The organism is Oceanibaculum indicum P24 (assembly GCF_000299935.1).
In the GTDB taxonomy this organism is placed as follows: Bacteria; Pseudomonadota; Alphaproteobacteria; order Oceanibaculales; family Oceanibaculaceae; genus Oceanibaculum; species Oceanibaculum indicum.
Window position 1 is genome coordinate 1 of record NZ_AMRL01000040.1, and the last position, 21,396, is coordinate 21,396.

A 21,396-nucleotide genomic window follows, 5' to 3' on the forward strand; every position below is an offset into this window, starting at 1 on the left:
CGGCTCGCCGATCACGCCGGTGGAGGCCAGGAACACCTCCGAAGGCTTGCAGCCGATCGCCTTGGCCGCTGCCTCGGCGGTGGCGACCGCGCCGTCATGGCCCTTCTTGCCGGTGAAGGCGTTGGCGTTGCCGGAATTCACCAGCACCGCGCGGCCCCTGCCGTCCGCCAGATTGGCGCGGCACCATTCGACCGGCGCCGAGGCGGTCAGCGACTTGGTCAGCGTGCCCGCGACCGTGGTGCCGGGCGCCAGCTCCGCCAGGAACACGTCGGTGCGACCCTTGTAGCGCACGCCAGCCTCGGCAGAGGCCAGGGTGACGCCGGCAATTGACGGCATGTCCGGAAAACGGGCCGGGGCCAGGGGGGAAACCTTCAGCGCCACGATGATCCTCTCCCTCTAACTAGCTGCTGCTTATTTCGGCTGGGTCTGCTGCGGCGGCAGCGGCTGGCCGTCCATGCTGAACCGCTCGATGGTCGCCTTGGCGCGCAGTTCCGCCAGGATGTGGCGGGCTTCCTGCTCGGCCAGCTCGGCGCGAATCTGCTCGCTGGCCTGCTCCAGGCTGGGCGGGGCAACGTCGCGACGGTCGGCGACCTTGATCACATGCCAGCCGAACTGCGACTTCACCGGCTCCTTGCTGTAGGCGCCGGGCGCCAGCTCGAAGGCGGCGGCGGAGAATTCCGGCACCATCTGCTCGGCAGTGAAATAGCCGAGGTCGCCGCCATTGGCGGCACCGGGATCGATCGACTTTTCCTTGGCCAGCGCCGCGAAGTCGGCACCCTTGTCGAGTTCGCGCACGATGTCCTTCGCCGTCGCCTCGTCCGAGACCAGGATATGGCTGGCCCGGATTTCCTCGGCCTTCGGCATCTCGGCGCGCAGCTTTTCGTATTCCGCCTTGACCTTGTCCTCGCTGATCGCCGCTTCCAGCTTCTCGGTCAGGTACTGTTCCTGGATCAGCTGGTCGCGATAGCGCTCGACGCGGCGCTTCACCTCCGGGTTCTCGGCCATGCCGGCGGCCTTGGCCTCGCGCTGCAGCAGCTCGCCGTCGATGGCGCGCTCCAGCAAGGCCGGGAACAGCATCTGCAGCGGAATGTCGCGGTACTGCTGCGGCAGGGTCGCGACCAGCGCGGCGATATCGCTCTGCCGGATCTTCGTGCCATCGACGCTGGCGACAATCGGGTCCGCCTCGCCGGCGGCGGCAGGCTGTTGCGCCAGGGCCGGAACGGCGACCGCGCCAATGAGCGCGCCCAGAAGGGCGCCTGTGACGGCGGGGGCGAAGGATCGAAGGGGATGGCGCATGGCTGTCTCGTTTCCTGTTCTGGTCCGGTTTTAACGCGTGCGGGCGGACCCGTTATTGTGCCGCCTGCCGGCGGCGCGGGGGGACAGTAGCGCAGCCCGCCGGGCGGCGGAAGGCGCTTTCCTGTCCAGTCATATGGAGCCCTGCATAGCAGAAAGGAAGCCGCCCTGCGACCGCGCGGAGCTCTGCTCCGGGGGCGGCAGCGTTGACAGTATTTGACGATGCCCCTATCTGTCAGCCACGCAGGCTCCCTTCTTTCTTCATGTACACCCCGAGGTTTCCCATGTTCGGCGCCATCGCCAGAAGCTTGTTCGGCTCATCGAACGACCGCGTGGTCAAGCGCCTGCGCAAGAAGGTCGAGGCGATCAACGCGCTGGAGGCGGAGCATCAGGCCCTGTCGGACGAGGCGCTGCGCGGCCGCACCGAGGAGTTCCGCAAGCGGCTGAACGAGGGTGCCACGCTGGACGACATCCTGCCCGAAGCCTTCGCCACGGTGCGCGAGGCGGCAAAGCGCACGCTGGGCCTGCGGCCCTTCGACGTGCAGCTGATGGGCGGCATGGTGCTGCATGAGGGCATGATCAGCGAGATGAAGACCGGCGAGGGCAAGACGCTGGTCGCCACGCTGCCGGTCTATCTTAATGCGCTGTCGGGCAAGGGTGTGCATGTCGTCACGGTGAACGATTATCTGGCAAGCCGCGATGCCGCCTGGATGGGTCGGGTCTATAATTTCCTCGGCCTGTCGGTCGGCGTCATCAAGCATGGCATCGAGGAGGATGACCGCCGCGCCGCCTATGCCGCCGACATCACCTACGGCACCAACAACGAATTCGGCTTCGACTATCTGCGCGACAATATGAAGTTCCGGCTGGAGGACATGGTCCAGCGCGACTTCAACTTCGCCATCGTTGACGAGGTGGACTCGATCCTGGTGGACGAGGCGCGCACGCCGCTGATCATCTCCGGCCCGGCCGAGGATTCCTCGGAACTGTATCGTGCGATGAACGCGCTGATTCCGAACCTGACCGCCGAGGATTACGAGAAGGACGAGAAGCAGCGCGCGGTCACCCTGACCGAGGTTGGCACGGAGAAGATGGAGCAGCTGCTGCGCGAGGCCGGCATGCTGACCCAGGGCGATCTCTACGATATCCACAATGTCACGCTGGTTCATCACATGAACCAGGCCTTGCGCGCCCACCAGCTGTTCCAGCGCGATGTCGATTACATCGTGAAGAATGACAAGCTGGTCATCATCGACGAATTCACCGGCCGCATGATGGAAGGCCGGCGCTATTCCGAAGGGCTGCATCAGGCGCTGGAAGCCAAGGAAGGCGTGACCATCCAGCAGGAAAACCAGACGCTGGCCTCGATCACCTTCCAGAATTATTTCCGGCTCTATCCGAAGCTGGCCGGCATGACCGGCACGGCGATGACCGAAGCGGCGGAGTTTGCCGAGATCTACGGGCTCGAAGTGGTCGAGATGCCGACCAACGTGCCGATGGCCCGCAAGGACCATGATGACGAGGTCTATCGCAGCCAGCGCGAGAAGTTCGACGGCATCATCGAGCTGGTCCGGGAATGCCAGGCGCGCAAGCAGCCGGTGCTGGTCGGCACGGTCTCCATCGAGAAGTCGGAAATGCTGTCCGAGGCGCTGAAGGCCAAGGGCATCCCGCATGAGGTGCTGAACGCGCGCTATCACGAGCAGGAAGCCTCGATCATCTCGCAGGCCGGTCGTCCCGGCGCGGTCACCATCGCCACCAACATGGCCGGCCGCGGCACCGACATCCAGCTGGGCGGCAATCTGGAGATGGCGCTGGCGCTGCGCCTGCAGGGCGTCGAGGACGAGGCGGAGATCGCCCGCATCACCGAACAGGTGAAGGCGGAAATCGGGGAAGGCCAGCGCATCGTGAAGGAGGCCGGCGGCCTCTATGTCGTCGGCACCGAGCGGCATGAGAGCCGCCGCATCGACAACCAGCTGCGCGGCCGTTCCGGCCGTCAGGGCGATCCCGGCGCCTCCAAATTCTTCCTGGCGCTCGACGATGATCTGATGCGCATCTTCGGGTCCGAGCGGATGGACGGCATGCTTCAGAAGCTGGGGCTGAAGGAAGGCGAGGCCATCGTCCACCCCTGGATCAACAAGGCGCTGGAGAAGGCGCAGCAGAAGGTCGAGGCGCGCAACTTCGAAATCCGCAAGCAGCTGCTGAAATACGACGATGTGATGAATGACCAGCGCAAGGTCATTTACGAGCAGCGCAAGGAGATCATGCGCGCCAAGGAGGTGCAGCAGATCATTCTCGATATGCGCCACGAGGTGGTGGAAGACCTCGTCGCGTCCTGCATCCCGGCCAATGCCTATGCCGAGCAGTGGGATATCGAGCGGCTGCATCAGGAAGTAGGCCGCTTGTTCAACCTCGACCTGCCGATCGCGGACTGGGCCAAGGAAGAGGGCATCGCCGACCAGGAGATCCAGGACCGCATTATCGATGCGGTGGACCGCAAGATGGCGGAGAAGGTCGCCAATTACGGCGCCGACATCATGCGCATGGCGGAAAAGAGCCTGCTGCTGCAGATCCTCGACCAGTGCTGGAAGGATCACCTGCTGCAGCTCGACCATCTGCGCCAGGGCGTGTCGCTGCGCGCCTATGCGCAGAAGGACCCGCTGAACGAGTACAAGCGCGAGGCCTTCCTGCTGTTCGACGGGCTGCTGAGCCGGCTGCGCGAGACCGTTGTCTCGGTGCTGGCCCATGTCGAGATGCGTGTGAACCGGCCGGAGGATCTGCAGCCGCAACCGCAGGAAATGCATGAGACGCGGCATGACCCGGCGCTGGACGAGACGGTCGGTGCCAATGGCGAGCCGGCCCCCGGCGGGTTTGCCGGCGGTGCCGAGCCCGGCCGCCGCATGGCCGCCGCGGCGGTCGATCCGAACGACCCGAGCACCTGGGGCAAGGTCCAGCGTAACGCGCCCTGCCCGTGCGGTTCCGGCAAGAAGTTCAAGCACTGCCACGGGCAGTTCGCCTGAGGCCGGTATCGGGGTAGTCAGATTCGCGCAGAATCAGAATCGCACGAATCCGTCAAGTTTTTTCTTGATTATGTTTAAGGGAAAATTAATACTGATTTGTCGATAGGCAACCCAGAACGGGGGCGCAAGGTGTTGGTGCCGTCAGTAGCGACGTTGGATCCCATCTCTTCGGCCGGCTTTGCCGGGCGGAGCGATAGTGATTCCAGCCCCGCTATCTATCAGTCGGAACCCCTGCCGACGCAGATCGCCTACAGCGCGACGCGCCTGTCCTACGATTCCGAAATCCGCCGCCTGTTCTTCCAGTACCGAGATACCGATACCGGCGAGGTCGAACGCGAGATTCCGTCGCGGGAGGCCCTGCGCGCCTATGAGCAGCAGGAACGGGGGCGCGAGGAGACGGGGCGTGAGGTCAATGAGGCCGACGATGCGGTGAACCGCCGGCTGCAGGTCAGGGTCATCGACGGCGAGTCGGTGAGTCAGGCGCGCAATGTCACCTCTGGCACAGAAACCGACTCCGGCAGCGACAGCCCGTCCACGGACAGCAGCGCTCCGCGCGGCGTCACGACCGACCAGCTCGTCTGATTTCCTTCTGATCCCTATTCCACGCGGAACGGCAGATTGCCGGCTGCTGCAGCACCCTTGCCGTCGCGCACCGTGACATAGAGCCGGTAGGCACCGGGGGCGAGGCCGCCCAGGGTAACGGCCTCCTTGCTGGCCTTGCGGACGGCTTCAGGGTAGCGTCGCAGCTCCGGCTCGGCGTCGCCGGCCTTCAGCAGCGTCTGCTGCTCCTCCATGATTTCCCACTCGACAGCCAGCGGATCGCCGTCCGGGTCGCTGGCTTCCAGCCGGGCGGATATCTCCCGGCCCAGCGGCAGGCTATTGGTCCCGGCAAAGGCCAGGGCGGTGATGCGCGGTGCGCGGTTGCCGCCGGGCGTGTTGCCGTCCCAGGCCTTGGCCATGATTTCCGTGGTCTGTTTCCACTCGCCGGTCGGCAGCAGCAGGCTGTGCCAGGTGTGGGTGACCTCCTGCTTCCAGCCCCACAGGAACAATATCTGCCCGGCTGTATCCGGTCCGATGGCAGCAAGCTGCTTGTCCAGCAGCGTCGCCTTCTGCGTGCTGGTTGGCTCGATGGCCGCCCCCCACTCGGTCTTCGGCGCCTGCCACTGGCCGATGGCGCCCAGCTCGGTGAGGATCAGCGGCCCGGTCCAGCCCTGCGCACGCACGCGCGCCGGCACGCTGGGCACGCTCTCGCCATAGGAATTGATGCCCAGCACATCGATGCTGGGGGCCTGGGCCTTCAGCTTCGCCACCTTGTCCGTGCCGGTTTCGGCCAGCACCGCCAGGGTGGGGTGGTGCGGGTCGAGCGATTTCACCAGCCGGGCCGCCTCTTCGATGGCGGGCCAGACCCTGCTGTCGTCCGCAAGCTCCGACTCGACCTCATTGCCGATGCCCCACATCAGCAGGGCGGGATGGTCCCTGTGCGCCAGCACGAACTCGCGCAGCCGCGCCATCTGCGGGCCGACATGGGCCGGGTTGTCGTAATCGAAGCCGCGCCTGGGGTGTTCCAGCCAGAAGCCCAGGATCACCTTCAGCCCCAGCCGCTGTGCCTCGTCCAGCACATCCTCGGCATTGTCGCCATAGGTGCGGATGGTGGTGACGCCAAGGCCGGGCAGCATGTCGAGATTGCCCCAACCGGCCACGCCATGCGCCTGGAAGGGCTTGCCATCCACCAGCAGTCGCGTGCCCTCGACACGGACATCCGCGTGCGCCGGAAGGGTGGCCAGCAGCAGGAACAGCAGGGGCAGGACGCGGCGAAACGGCATGGAACCTCCGAGGGCCTCCGGCTTCATGGTCTTTTCGGGGCAGGCGTTGAACCGGATACCGCCCTTCCTATCTCAACGGAGCAAAGCAGCGAAGTGTGGAGAAAAGATGGACCCGACGAAATTCCTCGACCAGTTCCTTGGCGGCAACTCGAAGCAGAAACTGCAACAGGCCGGAGGCGCGGCGAAACAGCAGTTCGACCGCATGGGCGGTATGGGCGGCTTTGCCGGCGGGGCGGCGGCTGGCGGGCTGGCCGGACTGCTGCTGGGTAATAAGAAGGTGCGCAAGATGGCCGGCGGCGTTGTCGGCTATGGCGGGGCGGCGGCGCTGGGCGCGCTCGCCTTCAAGGCCTATCAGAACTGGCAGCAGGGAAAGCAGGCGGAGTCAGCACCGGTCGCGACCGAGGCCGACATGCCGAGGACCGAGGCGCGCTTCCTGCCCGATTCCGCACCGGCCGCCACGGGTGAGCCGTTCCAGCTGTCGCTGATCCGCGCGATGATCGGCGCGACCAAGGCCGACGGCCATGTCGATGCCGAGGAGCAGAAGCGCCTGTTCGAGCAGGTCGAGCGGATGGGGCTGGATGCCGAGGCCAAGGGCTTCGTGTTCGATGCGCTGGCAAAGCCCACGGACCTGTCGGAGGTCGCCGCCGCTGCCCGCACGCAAGAGCAGGCGGCGGAGCTCTATCTTGTCTCCCGCCTTGCCATCGATCCCGACCATCCGGCGGAGAAGGCCTATCTGGAAGCGCTCGCCCACCGGCTGAACCTGCCGGCGGAGCTTGCCGCACATCTCGACCGCCAGGCGGAGGCCGGGCTGGCGGCGTAAGAACTGAATAGCTAAGGCTGGTGAGGGCGCTACGTCCAACTTCGACCGTCATTCCCGGGCTTGTCCCGGGAATCCAGGGTTCAACCTGCCCGACCAACGATCCAGCTAGCGGAAACCTGGACCCCCGGCACAAGGCCGGGGGTGACAGTTAGTATATATAACGGCCCATACGGGGGCTTGGTATGACAGTGAAGAAGAGCTGTTTACCGCCCCTCGAAGCCTTTCAGGAAGCTGGCCAGATTCTCGCCGAGGATGTCGGACGGGTAGCCGCCCTCCTGCACCAGCACGCTCGGCAGGCCGAGGCCGGCGATGGCCGCGCCGATGCGCCCGAAGCCCGGCGTGGTAATGTGGAAGAAGCGCAAGGGGTCGGCCTCGGAGGCGTCCAGCCCCAGCGCCACCACCAGCGCGCCCGGCTGGAATGCTTTCACCGCCGCCAGCGCCGGTTCCAGCGCCTCCAGATAGGCATCGTCGCCGGTGCCCTGCGGCAGCGGGATGTTCAGGTTGCAGCCGGTGCCGATGCCTTCGCCGCGCTCATCCTCGAAGCCCGTATACCAAGGGTAGAAGCTGGTCGGGTCGCCATGTAGCGAGACCGTCAGCACATCGTCGCGCCCATAGAAGATGCCTTGCGTGCCGTTGCCGTGATGCACGTCCACATCCAGGATCGCCACCCGGCCGAACTTGGCGAGCAGCGCTTGCGCGGCGATGGCGCTGTTGTTCAGGAAGCAGAAGCCGCCCGACAGATCGTGATAGGCGTGATGCCCCGGCGGCCGGCACAGCGCATAGGCGGACCGTTCGCCTGACTCGACATGGGCAGCAGCGGCCAACGCGGTCTGCGCCGACCAGTACACGCCCTCCCAGGTGCCGGCCCCGATCGGGCAGGCGGTGTCGGTGGTGTAATAGCCGACGCGGGATACGATGGAGGCCTTCGCGCCGATCCCCCTGATGTCCGCCATGTGCCGGCTGGGATGCACGTTCGGCGTGATCTCCGCCGAGGCGTTCGGCAGCGCCGACCAGTCGGCATGTGCGGTCTTCAGGAAATCGACATAGCCGGCATCGTGGATGGCGCGGATCGGTGCCTCGCCGCGATCTTCCGGTGCACGCACATCATGGCCGGCGGCTTTCGCCGCCTTCAGGAAGACGTGCGCGCGCTCGGCCTGTTCCGGGCTCTGCGTCACCTGCCCCCGGAAGATGAAGGTCTTCGGGTCATGGCGTTCCTGCTGCGGGGCGTAGAAGACGGGAATGGACATCAGGCCGCCTTCTCCAGGCCGCACCAGTCGGCGATGAACAGGGCGACGGACTGCGTGACCTTGCGGATCGACTCGATGCTCACACGCTCGTCGAAGCCATGGATTTCCGTCGATTTCGGGCCATAGACCATGGCCGGGATATTGGCGTAGAGGCCATAGAAGCGGGCATCGGTGGTGCCGGTGAAGATGCGCTTCTGCAACTCCTCGCCATAGACCGTCTTGTGGCAGCTCTTCAGCAGATCCTGGCCTTCCTCGCCGCCTTCCAGCACATAACCTTCCGCCTGGAAGCCATGATAGACGATCTGCGGCGGGTTGTTGGCGAGGAAGCTGCTCTTGCGCGACGCGCCGGCCACGGTCTCCTCGACGGCGCGGCGGACATCGGCCAGATCCTGGCCCGGATAGCAGGATATCCGCATGTCGAAGGTGCACCAGGCCGGCACCGAGCTGGTCCAGTCGCCGCCCTCGATCTTCGAGACCACGAAATTGATCGGATGTTCCTCGTCATGGAACATCGGGTGGCGGTCCTTGTTCCATTCCGCCTCCAGCCCGTGCAGCGCCTCGATGATCGGGAAGCAGGCCTCGATGGCGTTGGAGCCCGACCCGGCATAGGCGACATGGGCCGGGCGGCCGCGCACCTTCACCTGGAACCACATGACGCCAACCTGGGCGGAGCCCAGCCGGTCGCCCGACGGCTCGGTGATGATCGCGGTGTCGGCGCGGTAGCCGCGCTGCAGGCAGGCCAGCGCGCCATTGCCGGTGCACTCCTCCTCCACCACCGACTGGAAATGGATATCGCCCGCCGGCATGTAGCCGAGGCGGCGCAGCGCATCGACGGCATAGAGGTTGATGGCGAGGCCAGCCTTCATGTCGCCGGCACCTCTTCCATACAGCCAGTCGCCATCGACATAGGAATCGAAGGGCGGGCGCGTCCACATGTCCAGCGGGCCGGTCGGCACCACGTCGATATGGCCGTTCAGGATCAGCGACTTGCCCTTGGCATTGTTGGGGCGGTGCGAGCCGACCACGTTCCAGGCATCGTCATAGGAGATGTGGACCGGGGAGAAGCCGGGCAGGTTCTGGATGTCCTCGACATTGATCTTCCAGCGGTCCACCGTGTAGCCGCGCTCCTTCATGGAGCGCGCCATGAAATCCTGCGCCGTTGCCTCCTGGCCGCGCAGCGAGGGCAGCCGGACCAGCTCCGCCGTGTAGTCGATCTGCTCCTGAAGCCCGTCATCGACCGCTTTCAGGATCTTTGTCGTCAGTTCGGTATCGGGCATCGCCGTCTCCTGTTCGCTTATGCTTGGCTGCTGTGGATGTTGTGAGTATCAGTGACAAGTAGAACAGATGCAACGTGGCACAGCACAGGGTAGGCTGGCGCGTTATGCAGGGCAAAAGGGAAGTGGCGAGATGAAGAATATTCAGATCAGCGGCGACCGGCTGTGGGACAGCCTGATGGAGATGGCGAAGATCGGCGCGACCGAGAAGGGCGGCAATTGCCGCCTGGCGGCCAGCGATCTGGACAAGCAAGGCCGCGACCTGTTCGTGCGCTGGTGCAAGGAGGCCGGCTGCACCGTCACGGTCGACAGGATCGGCAACATCTTCGCCCGCCGGCCCGGCAAGAACAACGATCTGCCGCCGGTGATGACCGGCAGCCATCTCGACACCCAGCCGACCGGCGGCCGCTTCGACGGCGTCTATGGCGTGCTGGCGGGGCTGGAGGTCGTGCGCACGCTGAACGATGCCGGCATCGAGACCGAGGCGCCGGTCGAGGTGGTGGTCTGGACCAACGAGGAAGGCTCGCGCTTCTCCCCGGCGATGATGGGGTCGGGCGTGTTCGCCGGCGTGTTCCCGCTGGAGGAGATCCAGGCCAAGCAGGATATCGACGGGCTGAAGCTGGGCGACGAGCTGCGCCGCATCGGCTATGAGGGCACGGCGCCGATGGGCAAGCCGGTGAAGGCCTATTTCGAGGCGCATATCGAGCAGGGGCCAATCCTGGAAGCGGAGAAGAAGCCGGTCGGCATCGTCACCGGCGCGCAGGGCCAGCGTTGGTACGAGGTGACAGTGGTCGGACAGGAGGCGCATGCCGGCCCGACGCCGATGGCGGTGCGCCGCGACGCGCTGGTCGGCGCTTCGCGCATGATCCAGGAGGTGAACCGTATCGGCCTCGCCAACCAGCCCTATGCCTGTGCCACGGTCGGCTTCCTGCAGGTCAGCCCGAATTCGCGCAATGTCATTCCGGGGCGGGTGTTCTTCGCCGTCGATTTCCGCCATCCCGACGATGCGGTACTGACCAAGATGGACAAGGAACTGCGCGAGGCCTGTGCGAAAATTGCCGCCGAGGCCGGGCTGGAGGTCGAGGTCAGCGAGTTCTGGTATTTCCCGCCGACACCGTTCGACGAGAAATGCGTCGCCGCCGTGCGCGAGGGCGCGAAGCTCTATGGCTACGACAATATGGAGATCGTCTCCGGTGCCGGGCATGACGCGGTCTATATGGCGAAGGTGGCCCCCACCGGCATGATCTTCGTGCCCTGCGAGGGCGGCATCAGCCATAACGAGATCGAGAATGCCGACCCGAAGGATCTGGAAGCGGGCGGCAATGTGCTGCTGCACGCCATGCTGGAACGCGCGCAAGGGTAAGCATGACACTGCGTCCTGCCAGGATCGAGGATTGTCCGGCGCTCACCGATCTGGTGATGCGCTCCAAGGCGTATTGGGGCTATGACGCAGCCTTCATGGAAAGTTGCCGGGAGGAGCTTGCGGTCACGCCGGAGCGGCTGGCCACCCAGCCCTGCTTCGTGCTGGAACGCGACGGCAGGATGGCCGGCATCTGGGCGCTCGATCTGTCCGGGGAGGTGCCGGAGGTGGCGCTGATGTTCTCCGACCCGGCCCATATCGGCAGCGGTGTTGGGCGTATCCTCTGGCAGCATATGACCGCCAAGTTGCGCCGGCTGGGCCAGGGCCGCGTGCGGCTGGATGCCGACCCGAATGCAGAGCCGTTCTATGAGCGCATGGGCTGCTGGCAGATCGGCACGAACGCCTCGCCCTCGACGGGCCGCATCCTGAAACGCTATGAGGCCGACGCGGCGGTGGTGCTGACGACGGAGCGGCTCATCCTGCGCTGTTACGCGCCAGGCGAGGATGAGGCGCTCTATCCGATCATGAGCGACCCGACCACCATGCGCTTCTGGCCGCAGCCCTATGACCGGGCCGGGGTAACCGGCTGGGTCAATCGCTGGATCGACTCCTATGCCGAGAATGGCTATGGCCGCTGGGCGATGCTGGACCGGGAAACCGGGCAGCGGATCGGCGATGCCGGGCTGATTCCGATGGTGCTGATGGGGCAGGAGGTCGTCGATCTCGGCTATATCATCCACCATCCCTACTGGCGGCAGGGTTATGCGGTGGAGGCCGCCGCCGCGATCCGCGACCACAGCTTCGAGGTGCTGGGCCTGCCCCGGCTGGTCGCCAACATGGCGCATGACCATACCGGTTCCGCCCGTGTTGCCGAGAAGGTCGGCATGGTGAAGGTGGCGGAGTTCGACAATCCGCGAAACCGCAACATCCGCACCTTCTTCTACGCGCTGGACAATCCTAACGCCGGTCCTTGAAGAAGCCGCGCAGCAACTCCGCCGCCGCGCGCTCACCGATGCCGCCATAGACTTCCGGCGCGTGATGGCAGGTCGGCTGGCCGAACAGGCGCGGGCCGTGCTCGACCGCGCCGCCCTTGGGATCATAGGCCGCGAAATAAAGCCGCCGGAGGCGCGCCATACTGATCGCCTGGGCGCACATGGCGCAGGGTTCCAGCGTCACAAAGAGGTCGCAGTCTGGCAGGCGCGGCTCGCCCAGAATCCTGCAGGCCTCCCTGATCGCCAGCAGTTCGGCATGGGCGGTGGGATCGCGGTCAGTCTCCACGCGGTTGTGGGCGCGGACGAGGATATGGCCGTCGCGCACCAGCACGGCGCCGACCGGTACCTCGCCCTCGGCGGCCGCCCGCCGTGCCTCGTCCAGCGCCGCCGCCATATAGCCGTTCGTCTCAGCGATCATCGCCGGACCCTGCCGTGGGGGATGGAGGGCGTCAAGCGCCCCCATTGCCCGTTCCGGGCTTTGCGCCTACTCTCCGGCCAAGAATGACACCCTGGATGTACGCATGAAACAGCCCCTCATCGGCCTGACCCTCGATTCGGAGGAACCGGGCGGATATTCCAAATTCCCCTGGTACGCGATCCGGCAGAATTACTGTTCCGCCGTGGCGCGGGCCGGCGGGCTGCCGCTGGCCCTGCCGCATGAGGTGGAGCAGGTGGAGCGCTATCTCGATCTGATCGACGGGCTGGTCGTGACCGGCGGCGCCTTCGATGTCGATCCGGCGCTGTTCGGCGCCTCCGCGCGCCATGCCAGCGTCACCACCAAGGACCGCCGCACCGCGTTCGAGCTGGGCATGGTGAAGGGCGCCTTGGAGCGTGACATGCCGATCCTCGGCATCTGCGGCGGCGAGCAGCTGCTGGCGGTGGCGCTGGGCGGCACGCTGATCCAGCATATTCCGGACGAGATCGAGGGCGCGCTGGCGCATGAGCAGCCCAATCCGCGCGACGAGCCGGGCCATCATGTGACGGTCACGCCGGGCACGCTGCTGCACGGCATCTGCGGCGGCGAGACGCTGCTGCATGTGAACAGCGCGCATCATCAGGCGGTTAAGGACGTGCCGCCGGAAATCGTCGTCAACGCCCATGCACCGGACGGGGTGATCGAGGGCATCGAGGACCCGAAGCGCCGCTTCTGCCTGGGCGTGCAGTGGCATCCGGAATTCTCCATCAGCAGCGGCGACGACAGGATTTTCGACGCCTTCATCGCGGCCTGCCGCTGATGGAAGAGGTGCCGGTAAAAGACGGGGCAAAAGAGGGAGAGCGCATCGCCAAGCGCATCGCCCGCGCCGGCGTATGCTCGCGCCGTGATGCCGAGAAGCTGATCGCCGAGCGCCGCGTCTCCGTCGATGGCCATGTGATCGACACGCCCGCCACCATCGTCACGGCGGCCAGCCGCATCGTGGTGGATGGCAAGCCGCTGCCGGCAATGGAGCCGACACGGCTGTTCCGCTATCACAAGCCGGACGGGCTGGTGACCACCCACAAGGACCCGGAAGGCCGGCCGACCATCTTCCAGGCGCTGCCGCCGGGCCTGCCGCGGCTGATCTCCGTCGGACGGCTGGACCTGACCTCCGAGGGGCTGTTGCTGCTGACCAATGACGGCGCGCTGGCCCGAAAGCTGGAGCTGCCGGCGACCGGCTGGGTGCGGCGCTATCGTGTCAGGGTGCATGGCCGGGTGGATGAAGCGGCACTGGCGAAGCTGGCCGGCGGCATCACCGTGGATGGCGTGCGCTACGGTCCCATCGAGGCGGTGCTGGAACGCGCGCAGGGCGGCGCCAATGCCTGGATCGCGGTCTCTCTGCGCGAGGGCAAGAACCGGGAAATCCGCAAGGTGATGGAGCATATGGGCCTGCCGGTCACGCGGCTGATCCGCGTCGCCTACGGGCCGTTCCAGCTTGGCCATCTGGAGCGCGGGCAGGTCGAGGAAGTGCAGGCCAAGGTACTGCGCGAGCAGATGGGCGAAAAGCCGAAGGGCGACCGCACTGGCCATGCGCGGGCAAAGCCGAAACCGAAGCGCGGCGTGAGCCCCAAGCGGGAAGCCCAGAACCGCGAAGAATCACAGCGGAAAGAAAATGCGGATCGTCGCCGGACGCCATCGCGGCGCTAGGCTGGAGGCGCCGCCGGGAGAGTCCACGCGGCCGACCTCCGACCGCGCCCGGCAGGCGCTGTTCGACACGCTGACCGGTGGTCGTTTCGATATCGATCTGAACGGGGCGGTGGTGCTCGATCTGTTCGCCGGCACCGGTGCGCTGGGGCTGGAGGCGCTGTCGCGCGGCGCTGCGCGGGCAATCTTCGTGGAGAAGGACCGGGCCGCGCATGCGGTGCTGAGCCGCAATATCGCGCATCTGAAGGCAGGCGATTGCACGCTGGTGCTGGCGCAGGACGCGACGAAGCTGGGCCGTGCCCGCGAACCTGCCGCCCTCGTGCTGATGGATCCGCCCTACCGCCAGGGGCTGGTCGGCCCTGCCCTGCAGGCGCTGCTTGCCGGCGGCTGGCTGGTACCAGACGCGCTGATCGTCATTGAACAGGCAAAGGACGAGGCGCTGGATTTGCCAACGGGATTCGCGCTGCTGGATGACCGCCGCTACGGCGCCGCGCGCTTCCTGTTCCTGCGGCAGGCTGCACCTGAATAAACAAAGCCCCGGCGGATGCCGGGGCTTTGCGGGTTCAGTATTGCAGCCGGGTCAGATGTTCGATTCGACCCACTGGAAGAGGGCGCTCTTCGGCATGGCGCCGATCTTGGTGGCGGCGACCTGACCGTTCTTGAACAGCATCAGGGTCGGAATGCCGCGCACGCCGTATTTCTGCGGGGTGGAGGGGTTCTCGTCGATGTTCAGCTTGGCAATCGTGACCTTGCCGCCCATCTCGCCGGCCAGCTCGTCCAGGATCGGCGAGATCATCTTGCAGGGGCCGCACCATTCGGCCCAGAAATCCACCACCACCGGCTTGTCGGCGTTCAGGACGTCGGTCTCGAAGGAGTTGTCGGTAACCTTCGTCGTGCTCATGCGTTTGGCCCTTTATCTCTTTCAGGCGCCGGGACGGCACCTTTTTGGCCGGACGGTTTTTTGCGCCCGGTCGGAATAGTGAAGTCGACCCCGAATCTAGGAAGCGGCGGGGCGGCGGTCAAGCGACGCTGTCTTGCCGAGGCCAAATCCGTTCATCACTTCAGCTTTTCCGGGGCGAGAAGAATGGGCAGATCGGCCAGCAGGCTGTCACGCGCCACGAAGCTGGCCGGCCCCTGACGCGGCCCGTCATCCTCCAGCAACCGGGCGAAGGTCACCGTGCGGCCATCCTTTTCCGCCCAGCCGACAAACCAGCCATTCTGGCGCGTCTCGTCCAGGCTGCCATCCGCCCGGCGCTGATGGCCGGTGCCGGTCTTGCCCCGCACGACCCAGCCATCGGCGACGGTGAAGACCGGTTGCACCGCCACGGCGAGCGCCTGTGCCTCGGCGCTGACCGGCAATTCGCCCCGCCCGAGCCGGCTTAGGAAATCGATCTGCTCCATTGGCGAAATCTTCAGCGAGGAGGACAGCCAGGCCCGGCTCAGCCCGTTATCCTTGCCGGGATCGCCGGAAACGTCACGATTGCCATAGGCCAGCGCTTCGATATAGCCGCGGAACCGCTCCAAGCCCAGCTTGCGGGTCAGATCCTGCGAATACCAGACGACGGAATATTTCATCCAGCGTGTCGGGTCGGTGGTGTGGCGCCAGGGCTCAAGCGAGACATTCAGCGCCGGGTCATAGGGCAGGGCCGGCGTGTGGGCATCCTTCAGCAGCCCGGAATCGAAGCCGATCACGGCCAGCGTAATCTTGAAGGTGGAAAACGGGCTGACCGGCTTGTCGCAGGACGGGCCGTCGCGCAGCAGGATGGCATCCGTCACCGCATCGGCGATCACGGTGCAGGTCGGGATATTCGAGGCCAGCGCGGCAGTGGCCGGATTGACAAGAACAGGCAGGGCCAGCAGCAGACCGGCCGCCGGCAGGAGAAAACGACGCATGGAAAGGCTCATGACTTAGGGTTGGTGTCTCGCCAGAAGATCATCCGGCAGTGCCATGAGACGCGGCCCGTCTGTCCAAAGTAAGGCGCAGCGCACCGGCCGGCCGGGATAAACCGCCGCCAGTGCTGCCTGATAGCAGGCCATCTGCCGCAGATAGACCGGCGAGACATCCTCCACCCGCAGCGGCGGCGGGCGGTTGGTCTTGTAGTCGATGACCTGCACGAGCCCTTCCGTCACCAGCAGACGGTCGATCTGGCCGGAGATCACCACCGCATTCGCGCCCGCGCCGATACGGCCGACCACCGGCACCTCGGCGACCGAACCGGGGCCGAAGATGGCGCCGAAGGCGGGATCGTCCAGTACCGCCAACACCTCGGCGGCATAGGCCTCGACCTGCGTGGCGTCCAGCGCGTGCACCGGCCGCTCCAGGAATCGCCGTGCCGCCTCCGCACGGCGCATGGCGGGCAGTTCGGGCAGGGTCTGCAGCAGCCGGTGGATCAGCGTGCCGCGCTTGAAGCGTGCCGCCTCGGCCATCGCCTCGTCGCCCAGTGGGGAGCGCACGGACGGTTCCTCGCCGCTGGGCTTGGACGGGCTGAGCGGCCGCGAGGGGGTTGGCTCCGGTGCCGGCGGCACGGTCGCCCAGACCTCCGGCGTTATTGGCTGCAACGGCGGGCGGTGCGGCTTTTCCGCGACGGTGACCGTGGCGTTCTGCGGGTTGGTGCGTAGCCGGCCCCTGGCGCTATCCTCGATGAAGCCGCAATCGAGATCCTCGCCCTCGGCCAGCATCGCCTGCTCGACCAGCCGATACCAGCATTCGTCCGATGTCGCGTTGCGGGTCTCCCAGCCGCAGACGATCAGCCGGTCCTCGGCGCGGGTCAGCGCAACATAGAGCAGCCGGCGATATTCCTCCATCTGGCGGATGCGGGCCTCTTCCCGCGCGGCGGAGGCGACATCGTCGTCGCTGCCCCGGTTCGGCGACCAGAGCATGAGCCCGCCGGTTGGGTCTTCACGCGTCCACAGCAGCGGCGGAATGTCCTGCGAGCGCGGCGTCGCCACCGTATCGGGCAGGATGACGATGGGCGCCTGCAGACCCTTGGCGCCATGCACGGTCATCACGCGCACCTCGTCGCGCCCGGCTTCCAGATCGCGCTTGATGTCGCCGCTGGCGGCCCGCAGCCAGGCGAGGAAACCCTGCAGGCTCGGCACATGCTCGCGCTCATAGAGCAGGGCAGCGGACAGGAACTCGTCAATCGGGTCGTCGGCCTCATAGCCCAGCCGTCCGATCAGCTTTTCCCGTCCTTTGCCCTGGCCCAGAATCTCGGCATACAGCTCATAGGGTCGTACGAAATCGACGCGGGCCAGCAGCGCCGACAACATGGAGGCGGCCTGCTGCGCCCAGCCCTGCGGGGCGGCCTTAAGTGCTGCCCACAGGCTGCCGCGGCGGTTCCAGGCGATCTCGAACAGCTGCTCCTCGGTCAGGCCGGCCAGCGGTCCCTTCAGCACCGTGGCCAGAGTCAGGTCATCCTCCGGCAGCAGCAGGAAATCGCCCAGCGCCATCAGATCCATGACCGCCATCTGCTCGGTCAGCACCATGCGGTCGATGCCGGCCACCGGCACTTCCAGCGCCTTCAACTGGCGCACAAGCTCTTCGACGAAGCCGCCGCGCCGGCGCACCAGCACCAGAATGTCGCCGGCCCGTACCGTGCGACCCTTGGCGGGCAGATCCTCCGTGCCGATCCAGTCGGCGATGCGTTTTGCGATGATCCGGGCCAGCTTCCCTGACGGCGAATCGCCGGGGCGGACGACCACCGGCATTGGCCAGGGTTCCAGCGTCTGGCGCGGTTCCGGCGCGATCAGCGGCCACAGCTCGACCCGCCCGGCCTGCCCGTCGCGATAGACCAGATGCCGCAGCGCCTCGCCCGGCTCGATGACGCCGTGGCGGGCGGGATCGGCATTGAACACGCTGTCCACCAGCCCCAGCACCGACTGGGTCGAGCGGAAGGAGGTGGTGAGCCCGACCTCGGCCCAGTCCTTTCCGGCCAGGCCGGCGCGGTCCCGGAAGGCGGCGCGCATGCGGATGAATTCCGCCCGTTCGGCGCGCTGGAAGCTGTAGATCGACTGCTTCACGTCGCCGACCGCGAAGATGGTGCGCACCTGTTCGCGTGCGCCCAGGCCGGCGAAGAATTCGTCGGTCAGCGCCTCGATCAGCTCCCATTGTTCCGGGTTGGTGTCCTGCGCCTCGTCGATCAGTACGTGATCGATGCCGCCATCGAGCTTGTAGAGTACCCAGGCGGCCACGCCCTCGCCGCCCTGCAGCAGGTCGCGGGTGGCGAGGATCAGATCGTCATAGTCCAGCAGCGCGCGCGCTTCCTTTACCCGCGCATAGAGCGCCAGCATCTCCGCCCCCAGCCGCAGCAGCGCGGCGGTCGATGCCGCAACGCGCAGCGCGCGCAGCTTGCCATCGAGGCGGGTCAGCCGTTCGATCTCCTGCTCGAAGATGCCCGTTATGCCGGGGAAGCTGTCGATGACGGCCTTGGTGGCCAGCCGGCTGCGCACCTCCCCCTCTTTGGTGAAGAAGGCGAGGCGGTAATCGGCCAGACGCGCCGGCCGTTCGCCGGGGAGCGCCAGGAACTGGTCGATCAGCACCGCACGGTCCTTGTCGGTCTTGCTGCCCTCCGCCAGCGCCGCCATGGCGCGTTTCAGCCCGACGCCGTCGAAGGCATCGTCGCGGCAGGCAGCGGCGATGGCCTGCTCCTCGGTCTCGCCGGGGGCGACGCCGACTTTCACCTGAATTGCCGCCACTAGCCCGTCCAGTCCGCCATGCCGAGCCAGCAGCCGGGTGAGGCGCCCGCGTTCCCCGCTCAGCGCGTCCATCAGCGTGCCGAATGCCTCCTCGCCGGCACGCAGTGTGACCTGCGTCAGGGCATGGCCAAGGGCGGTATCCGCACCCTCGCGGGCTTTCGTCAGCATGTGGTCGCGGGCGGCCAGCAGCAGCTCGCGGGCAGTCTGCTCGTCCATCACCTCGAAATGCGGGGCGATGCTGGCCTCCAGCGGGAAACGCCGCAGCAGCGCCTGGCAGAAGGCATGGATGGTCTGGATCTTCAGCCCGCCCGGCGTATCGAGCACCTGCGCGAACAGCCGGCGCGCGCGGGTCATGGCGTCTGCATCCGGCGCGGTCCCGGTCAGTGCTGCCAGCCTGTCGGCGAGGTCGGCATCCGGCATGACCGCCCAGCCGGCCAGCACCCCGTTCAGCCGGTTCGCCATCTCCGCCGCCGCTGCCTTGGTGAAGGTGAGGCAGAGCAGCCGTTCCGGCCTGGTGCCACCCAGCAGCAGGCGCAGCACGCGATCGGTCAGCACCTTGGTCTTGCCGGTGCCGGCGGACGCGCCGACCCAGACCGAGGTTTCGGGGTGGGAGGCCTGGCGCTGCGCGTCAGCAGGGTTTGGGGCGGGGGTGGGCAGCACGCTGGTCATGCGCCATCCTCCCCGCCGGTGCCGGACCATTCCTTCACCCGGGCGAGGTGGAGATAGTCGCTGTAGCGCGGCGCGGAATCCGGGTCGGGCCGGGAAATATAGGGGGTAGCCGGGTCGTCATAAGCCTGGATCAGCCGCTCCAGCCCGTCGCGCGCGGCTTCGGTCACCGCCTCGATATCCTTCGCCGGGCGGGCGATCTCGCCGGGCGGTTCGCCGCCGGACAGCCGCCAGTAGGCCAGCTCCGACACCGGTGCGGCGGCAATGCCGGGGAAACCGCCGCGTCCGGCGATCAGCGCCTCCAGCGGCAATTGCGGCGCATGGCCGCTCTCCACCTCGGCGGGACGGGGCGGCTGACCGGTCTTGTAGTCGATCAGCGCCAGCGTACCGTTGGTGAGCCGGTCGATGCGGTCCGCCTTGGCCGACAGGGTGACATCGCCGCCAGCAAAGCCGGCCAGCGTGATTTCGCCGCGCAGCTCGGTCTCGGTGCCGGCGAGGATCGCGCGTCGTTCCCCCTCCGCGCCGATGAACCAGCGTGCCAGCCGCACGAAGCGCGGCCACCAGAAGGCCCAGACGCCGGGCCGGTCGAGCGCCTCGGCGAAGACCTCCTGGCCGATGGCAAGCAGACGGTCCAGCGCGTCCGGTGGCAGGGCGCCGGGATATTCCTTCAGGAAGCGCTCCAGCGCCTTGTGGATGATGGTGCCGCGTTCGGCGGCGCCGGGGTCCTCGTCAATCGGGTCGAGCGCGCGCAGCCTGAGGATCTTCGCGGCATAGATGCCGTAGGGATCGCGCATCAGCGTCTCGATCTCGGTGACCGAGAATTTGCGCGGGCGTGCTGCCAGCGGCGGGGGTGGCGCCGGCCGGACGGCCGGGGCGATGGCGGCGGGCCGGTCGATGGCCGCCCACCAGCCGCGCCACAGCGCCTCCTCCTGCCGCAACGTCGGGGCCATGTCGCCCAGCACCGTGTCCAGCCGCAGCAGCCAGCGCGAGGGCACGGTGGGGGCGCCCTCCTGCTTTTCGGCGCGGGTTAGGACGATCTCTGGTGCGCCAAAGGCCTGCGCAAAATCATGCGCCGACAGGCCGATACGGTGTTCCGGCAACGGCAGGCCGAAATCGCTGCGCATCGGGCGGCTCATCCACGGGTCGGAGCCGGCCTCGGGCGGCCAGACACCTTCGTTCAGCCCGCCCAGCACCAGCAGGTCGGCCTGCTGCAGTCGGGCTTCCAGCGGACCCCAGATCGACAGGCGTGGATGGCTGGACTGGCGTGGTCGCACCACCCGGCCCGCCAGCAGGCTGTCCAGCAGGGCAGGGTAGAGCGCCGGTTCGACCGTGCCCAGCACTGTCCCGGCCTCGCGCAAATCGGCCAGGAAGTTCGCCGCACTCTCGCCGGCCTCGCCGCGCCACAGCCTAACCGGCCCCGGCTCCTCATCGCTTGCCGCGAGATCCTCGGCAAAACGGCCATGCACTTCCAGCAAATCGGCCAGAGGCACGGTGGGCAGGCCGGTCAGCGCCGCGAAGGGCGCCAGCATCGCCTCCAGCCGGTCGAGCCAGGGCAGCAGCTGCGAGCGCACCATGTCCATGTCGCGGCCGGTGCGGTCCTGAAGCTCGGCCAGGCTGTGCAGCAGCGCCTGGCGCGTGCCGGCGATGCCTTCGGCCGGGCGCGGGCCGCGCAGCGCGTGGACTTCCAGCAGGCGCAGGCAGCGGCGGAAGTCGCCGGTTCCCATGCCACCGGCGGCCAGCGGATGTTTCAGCGCCGCCAGCAGCGGCAGAGGCGCGGCGCGCTCCACCGCCAGCGCAGCAGTCAGCCGCAGGAACTCGCCGGGCGGAGTCTGGGCCAGCGGCACGCCGGCGGAATCGTCTACCGCGATGTCCCAGCGCGCCAGCTCGGCAGCCACCCGCCGGGCCAGCGCCCGGTCCGGCGTGACCAGAGCCGCCGTGCGTTCCGGCGTTTCCAGCGCATGGCGCAGCAGCAGGGCGATGACGCCGGCCTCCTCCTGCGCGGTGGCGCAGTCGATGCGGCGGATACCGGCAAGGTCGGCGGCGGCGAAGGGTGCCGCATCCCGCCAGGCCTCGGTCGTGGCGGCGGGCCG

The 21,396-nt window shown here is 67.1% G+C and carries 18 protein-coding genes; 8 read left to right on the forward strand and 10 right to left on the reverse strand.

Features of this window, described 5'->3' with window-relative positions; all coding sequences use genetic code 11:
- Positions 1 to 381: bifunctional ornithine acetyltransferase/N-acetylglutamate synthase (locus P24_RS18060; protein WP_008946193.1), on the reverse strand; the 381-nt coding region annotated here is incomplete at its 3' end.
- A gap of 30 nt (positions 382 to 411) precedes the next feature.
- Positions 412 to 1,296 carry a peptidylprolyl isomerase gene (locus P24_RS18065; RefSeq protein WP_008946194.1) on the reverse strand — a complete coding sequence of 295 codons (885 nt, stop codon included), beginning with the start codon at positions 1,294 to 1,296 and terminating at the stop codon, positions 412 to 414.
- Positions 1,297 to 1,577: 281 nt separating this feature from the next.
- On the opposite strand from P24_RS18065, the gene secA reads away from it, so the two are divergent.
- Together secA and P24_RS18075 are read left to right on the forward strand one after the other, a co-directional pair.
- Complete coding sequence (secA, locus tag P24_RS18070) at positions 1,578 to 4,310, forward strand: preprotein translocase subunit SecA (RefSeq protein WP_008946195.1); 2,733 nt, start codon at positions 1,578 to 1,580, stop codon at positions 4,308 to 4,310.
- A gap of 153 nt (positions 4,311 to 4,463) precedes the next feature.
- Positions 4,464 to 4,892, forward strand: coding sequence for a hypothetical protein (locus P24_RS18075; RefSeq protein ID WP_008946196.1), 429 nt, complete (start codon positions 4,464 to 4,466; stop codon positions 4,890 to 4,892).
- A gap of 14 nt (positions 4,893 to 4,906) precedes the next feature.
- On the opposite strand, the gene P24_RS18080 is transcribed toward P24_RS18075, so the two are convergent.
- Entirely contained in the window at positions 4,907 to 6,133 is a 1,227-nt protein-coding gene (locus P24_RS18080; protein ID WP_040708393.1) for a glycoside hydrolase family 2 TIM barrel-domain containing protein, read from the reverse strand.
- Positions 6,134 to 6,239: 106 nt separating this feature from the next.
- Between P24_RS18080 and P24_RS18085 the strand changes: the two genes are divergently transcribed.
- Complete coding sequence (locus P24_RS18085; RefSeq protein WP_008946198.1) at positions 6,240 to 6,953, forward strand: tellurite resistance TerB family protein; 714 nt, start codon at positions 6,240 to 6,242, stop codon at positions 6,951 to 6,953.
- Positions 6,954 to 7,156: 203 nt separating this feature from the next.
- On the opposite strand, the gene P24_RS18090 is transcribed toward P24_RS18085, so the two are convergent.
- Positions 7,157 to 8,200 (reverse strand): histone deacetylase family protein, encoded by a 1,044-nt coding sequence (locus P24_RS18090; protein WP_008946199.1) that lies wholly within the window; start codon positions 8,198 to 8,200, stop codon positions 7,157 to 7,159.
- On the reverse strand, positions 8,200 to 9,477 hold the full coding sequence (locus P24_RS18095; RefSeq protein ID WP_008946200.1) for an ArgE/DapE family deacylase: 1,278 nt from the start codon (positions 9,475 to 9,477) through the stop codon (positions 8,200 to 8,202). The genes P24_RS18090 and P24_RS18095 overlap by 1 nt, the downstream gene beginning before the upstream one ends.
- Positions 9,478 to 9,607: 130 nt before the next feature.
- On the opposite strand from P24_RS18095, the gene P24_RS18100 reads away from it, so the two are divergent.
- A complete protein-coding gene (locus P24_RS18100) occupies positions 9,608 to 10,837 on the forward strand; it encodes a Zn-dependent hydrolase (protein WP_008946201.1) in 1,230 nt (409 codons plus the stop codon).
- A gap of 2 nt (positions 10,838 to 10,839) precedes the next feature.
- Complete coding sequence (locus P24_RS20345) at positions 10,840 to 11,808, forward strand: GNAT family N-acetyltransferase (protein ID WP_008946202.1); 969 nt, start codon at positions 10,840 to 10,842, stop codon at positions 11,806 to 11,808.
- Here the strand turns inward: P24_RS20345 and P24_RS18115 are convergent.
- Positions 11,792 to 12,244 (reverse strand): nucleoside deaminase, encoded by a 453-nt coding sequence (locus tag P24_RS18115; RefSeq protein ID WP_008946203.1) that lies wholly within the window; start codon positions 12,242 to 12,244, stop codon positions 11,792 to 11,794. The genes P24_RS20345 and P24_RS18115 overlap by 17 nt on opposite strands.
- A 103-nt stretch (positions 12,245 to 12,347) precedes the next feature.
- Here P24_RS18115 and P24_RS18120 point away from each other — a divergent pair, with 103 nt between their 5' ends.
- From P24_RS18120 to rsmD, 3 genes are read left to right on the forward strand one after another with little or no spacing between them, the layout of a single operon-like run.
- Positions 12,348 to 13,061 carry a gamma-glutamyl-gamma-aminobutyrate hydrolase family protein gene (locus P24_RS18120; RefSeq protein WP_008946204.1) on the forward strand — a complete coding sequence of 238 codons (714 nt, stop codon included), beginning with the start codon at positions 12,348 to 12,350 and terminating at the stop codon, positions 13,059 to 13,061.
- Entirely contained in the window at positions 13,061 to 13,948 is an 888-nt protein-coding gene (locus P24_RS18125; protein ID WP_008946205.1) for a pseudouridine synthase, read from the forward strand. Before P24_RS18120 ends, P24_RS18125 begins: the two co-directional genes overlap by 1 nt.
- Complete coding sequence (gene rsmD / locus P24_RS18130) at positions 13,914 to 14,474, forward strand: 16S rRNA (guanine(966)-N(2))-methyltransferase RsmD (RefSeq protein ID WP_008946206.1); 561 nt, start codon at positions 13,914 to 13,916, stop codon at positions 14,472 to 14,474. The genes P24_RS18125 and rsmD overlap by 35 nt, the downstream gene beginning before the upstream one ends.
- A gap of 51 nt (positions 14,475 to 14,525) precedes the next feature.
- Here rsmD and trxA read toward each other — a convergent pair whose 3' ends face one another.
- From trxA to addB, 4 genes are all read right to left on the reverse strand, one after another.
- Positions 14,526 to 14,846 carry a thioredoxin TrxA gene (gene trxA / locus P24_RS18135; RefSeq protein WP_008946207.1) on the reverse strand — a complete coding sequence of 107 codons (321 nt, stop codon included), beginning with the start codon at positions 14,844 to 14,846 and terminating at the stop codon, positions 14,526 to 14,528.
- A gap of 155 nt (positions 14,847 to 15,001) precedes the next feature.
- Entirely contained in the window at positions 15,002 to 15,838 is an 837-nt protein-coding gene (gene blaOXA, locus P24_RS18140; protein WP_156816372.1) for a class D beta-lactamase, read from the reverse strand.
- 15 nt (positions 15,839 to 15,853) lie between these two features.
- Complete coding sequence (addA, locus tag P24_RS18145) at positions 15,854 to 19,309, reverse strand: double-strand break repair helicase AddA (protein WP_008946209.1); 3,456 nt, start codon at positions 19,307 to 19,309, stop codon at positions 15,854 to 15,856.
- Positions 19,306 to 21,396, reverse strand: a 2,091-nt coding sequence (addB, locus tag P24_RS18150) for a double-strand break repair protein AddB (protein ID WP_008946210.1), incomplete at its 5' end; no start/stop codon positions are given. The genes addB and addA, both read right to left, overlap by 4 nt.

Coding starts and splice junctions, on each gene's coding strand:
- P24_RS18065 (WP_008946194.1), bottom strand. CDS start 1,296: ATGCGCCATCCCCTTCGATCCTTCGCCCCCGCCGTCACAGGCGCCCTT.
- secA (WP_008946195.1), top strand. CDS start 1,578: ATGTTCGGCGCCATCGCCAGAAGCTTGTTCGGCTCATCGAACGACCGC.
- P24_RS18080 (WP_040708393.1), bottom strand. CDS start 6,133: ATGCCGTTTCGCCGCGTCCTGCCCCTGCTGTTCCTGCTGCTGGCCACC.
- P24_RS18085 (WP_008946198.1), top strand. CDS start 6,240: ATGGACCCGACGAAATTCCTCGACCAGTTCCTTGGCGGCAACTCGAAG.
- P24_RS18090 (WP_008946199.1), bottom strand. CDS start 8,200: ATGTCCATTCCCGTCTTCTACGCCCCGCAGCAGGAACGCCATGACCCG.
- P24_RS18095 (WP_008946200.1), bottom strand. CDS start 9,477: ATGCCCGATACCGAACTGACGACAAAGATCCTGAAAGCGGTCGATGAC.
- P24_RS18100 (WP_008946201.1), top strand. CDS start 9,608: ATGAAGAATATTCAGATCAGCGGCGACCGGCTGTGGGACAGCCTGATG.
- P24_RS20345 (WP_008946202.1), top strand. CDS start 10,840: ATGACACTGCGTCCTGCCAGGATCGAGGATTGTCCGGCGCTCACCGAT.
- P24_RS18115 (WP_008946203.1), bottom strand. CDS start 12,244: ATGATCGCTGAGACGAACGGCTATATGGCGGCGGCGCTGGACGAGGCA.
- P24_RS18120 (WP_008946204.1), top strand. CDS start 12,348: ATGAAACAGCCCCTCATCGGCCTGACCCTCGATTCGGAGGAACCGGGC.
- P24_RS18125 (WP_008946205.1), top strand. CDS start 13,061: ATGGAAGAGGTGCCGGTAAAAGACGGGGCAAAAGAGGGAGAGCGCATC.
- rsmD (WP_008946206.1), top strand. CDS start 13,914: ATGCGGATCGTCGCCGGACGCCATCGCGGCGCTAGGCTGGAGGCGCCG.
- trxA (WP_008946207.1), bottom strand. CDS start 14,846: ATGAGCACGACGAAGGTTACCGACAACTCCTTCGAGACCGACGTCCTG.
- blaOXA (WP_156816372.1), bottom strand. CDS start 15,838: ATGCGTCGTTTTCTCCTGCCGGCGGCCGGTCTGCTGCTGGCCCTGCCT.
- addA (WP_008946209.1), bottom strand. CDS start 19,309: ATGACCAGCGTGCTGCCCACCCCCGCCCCAAACCCTGCTGACGCGCAG.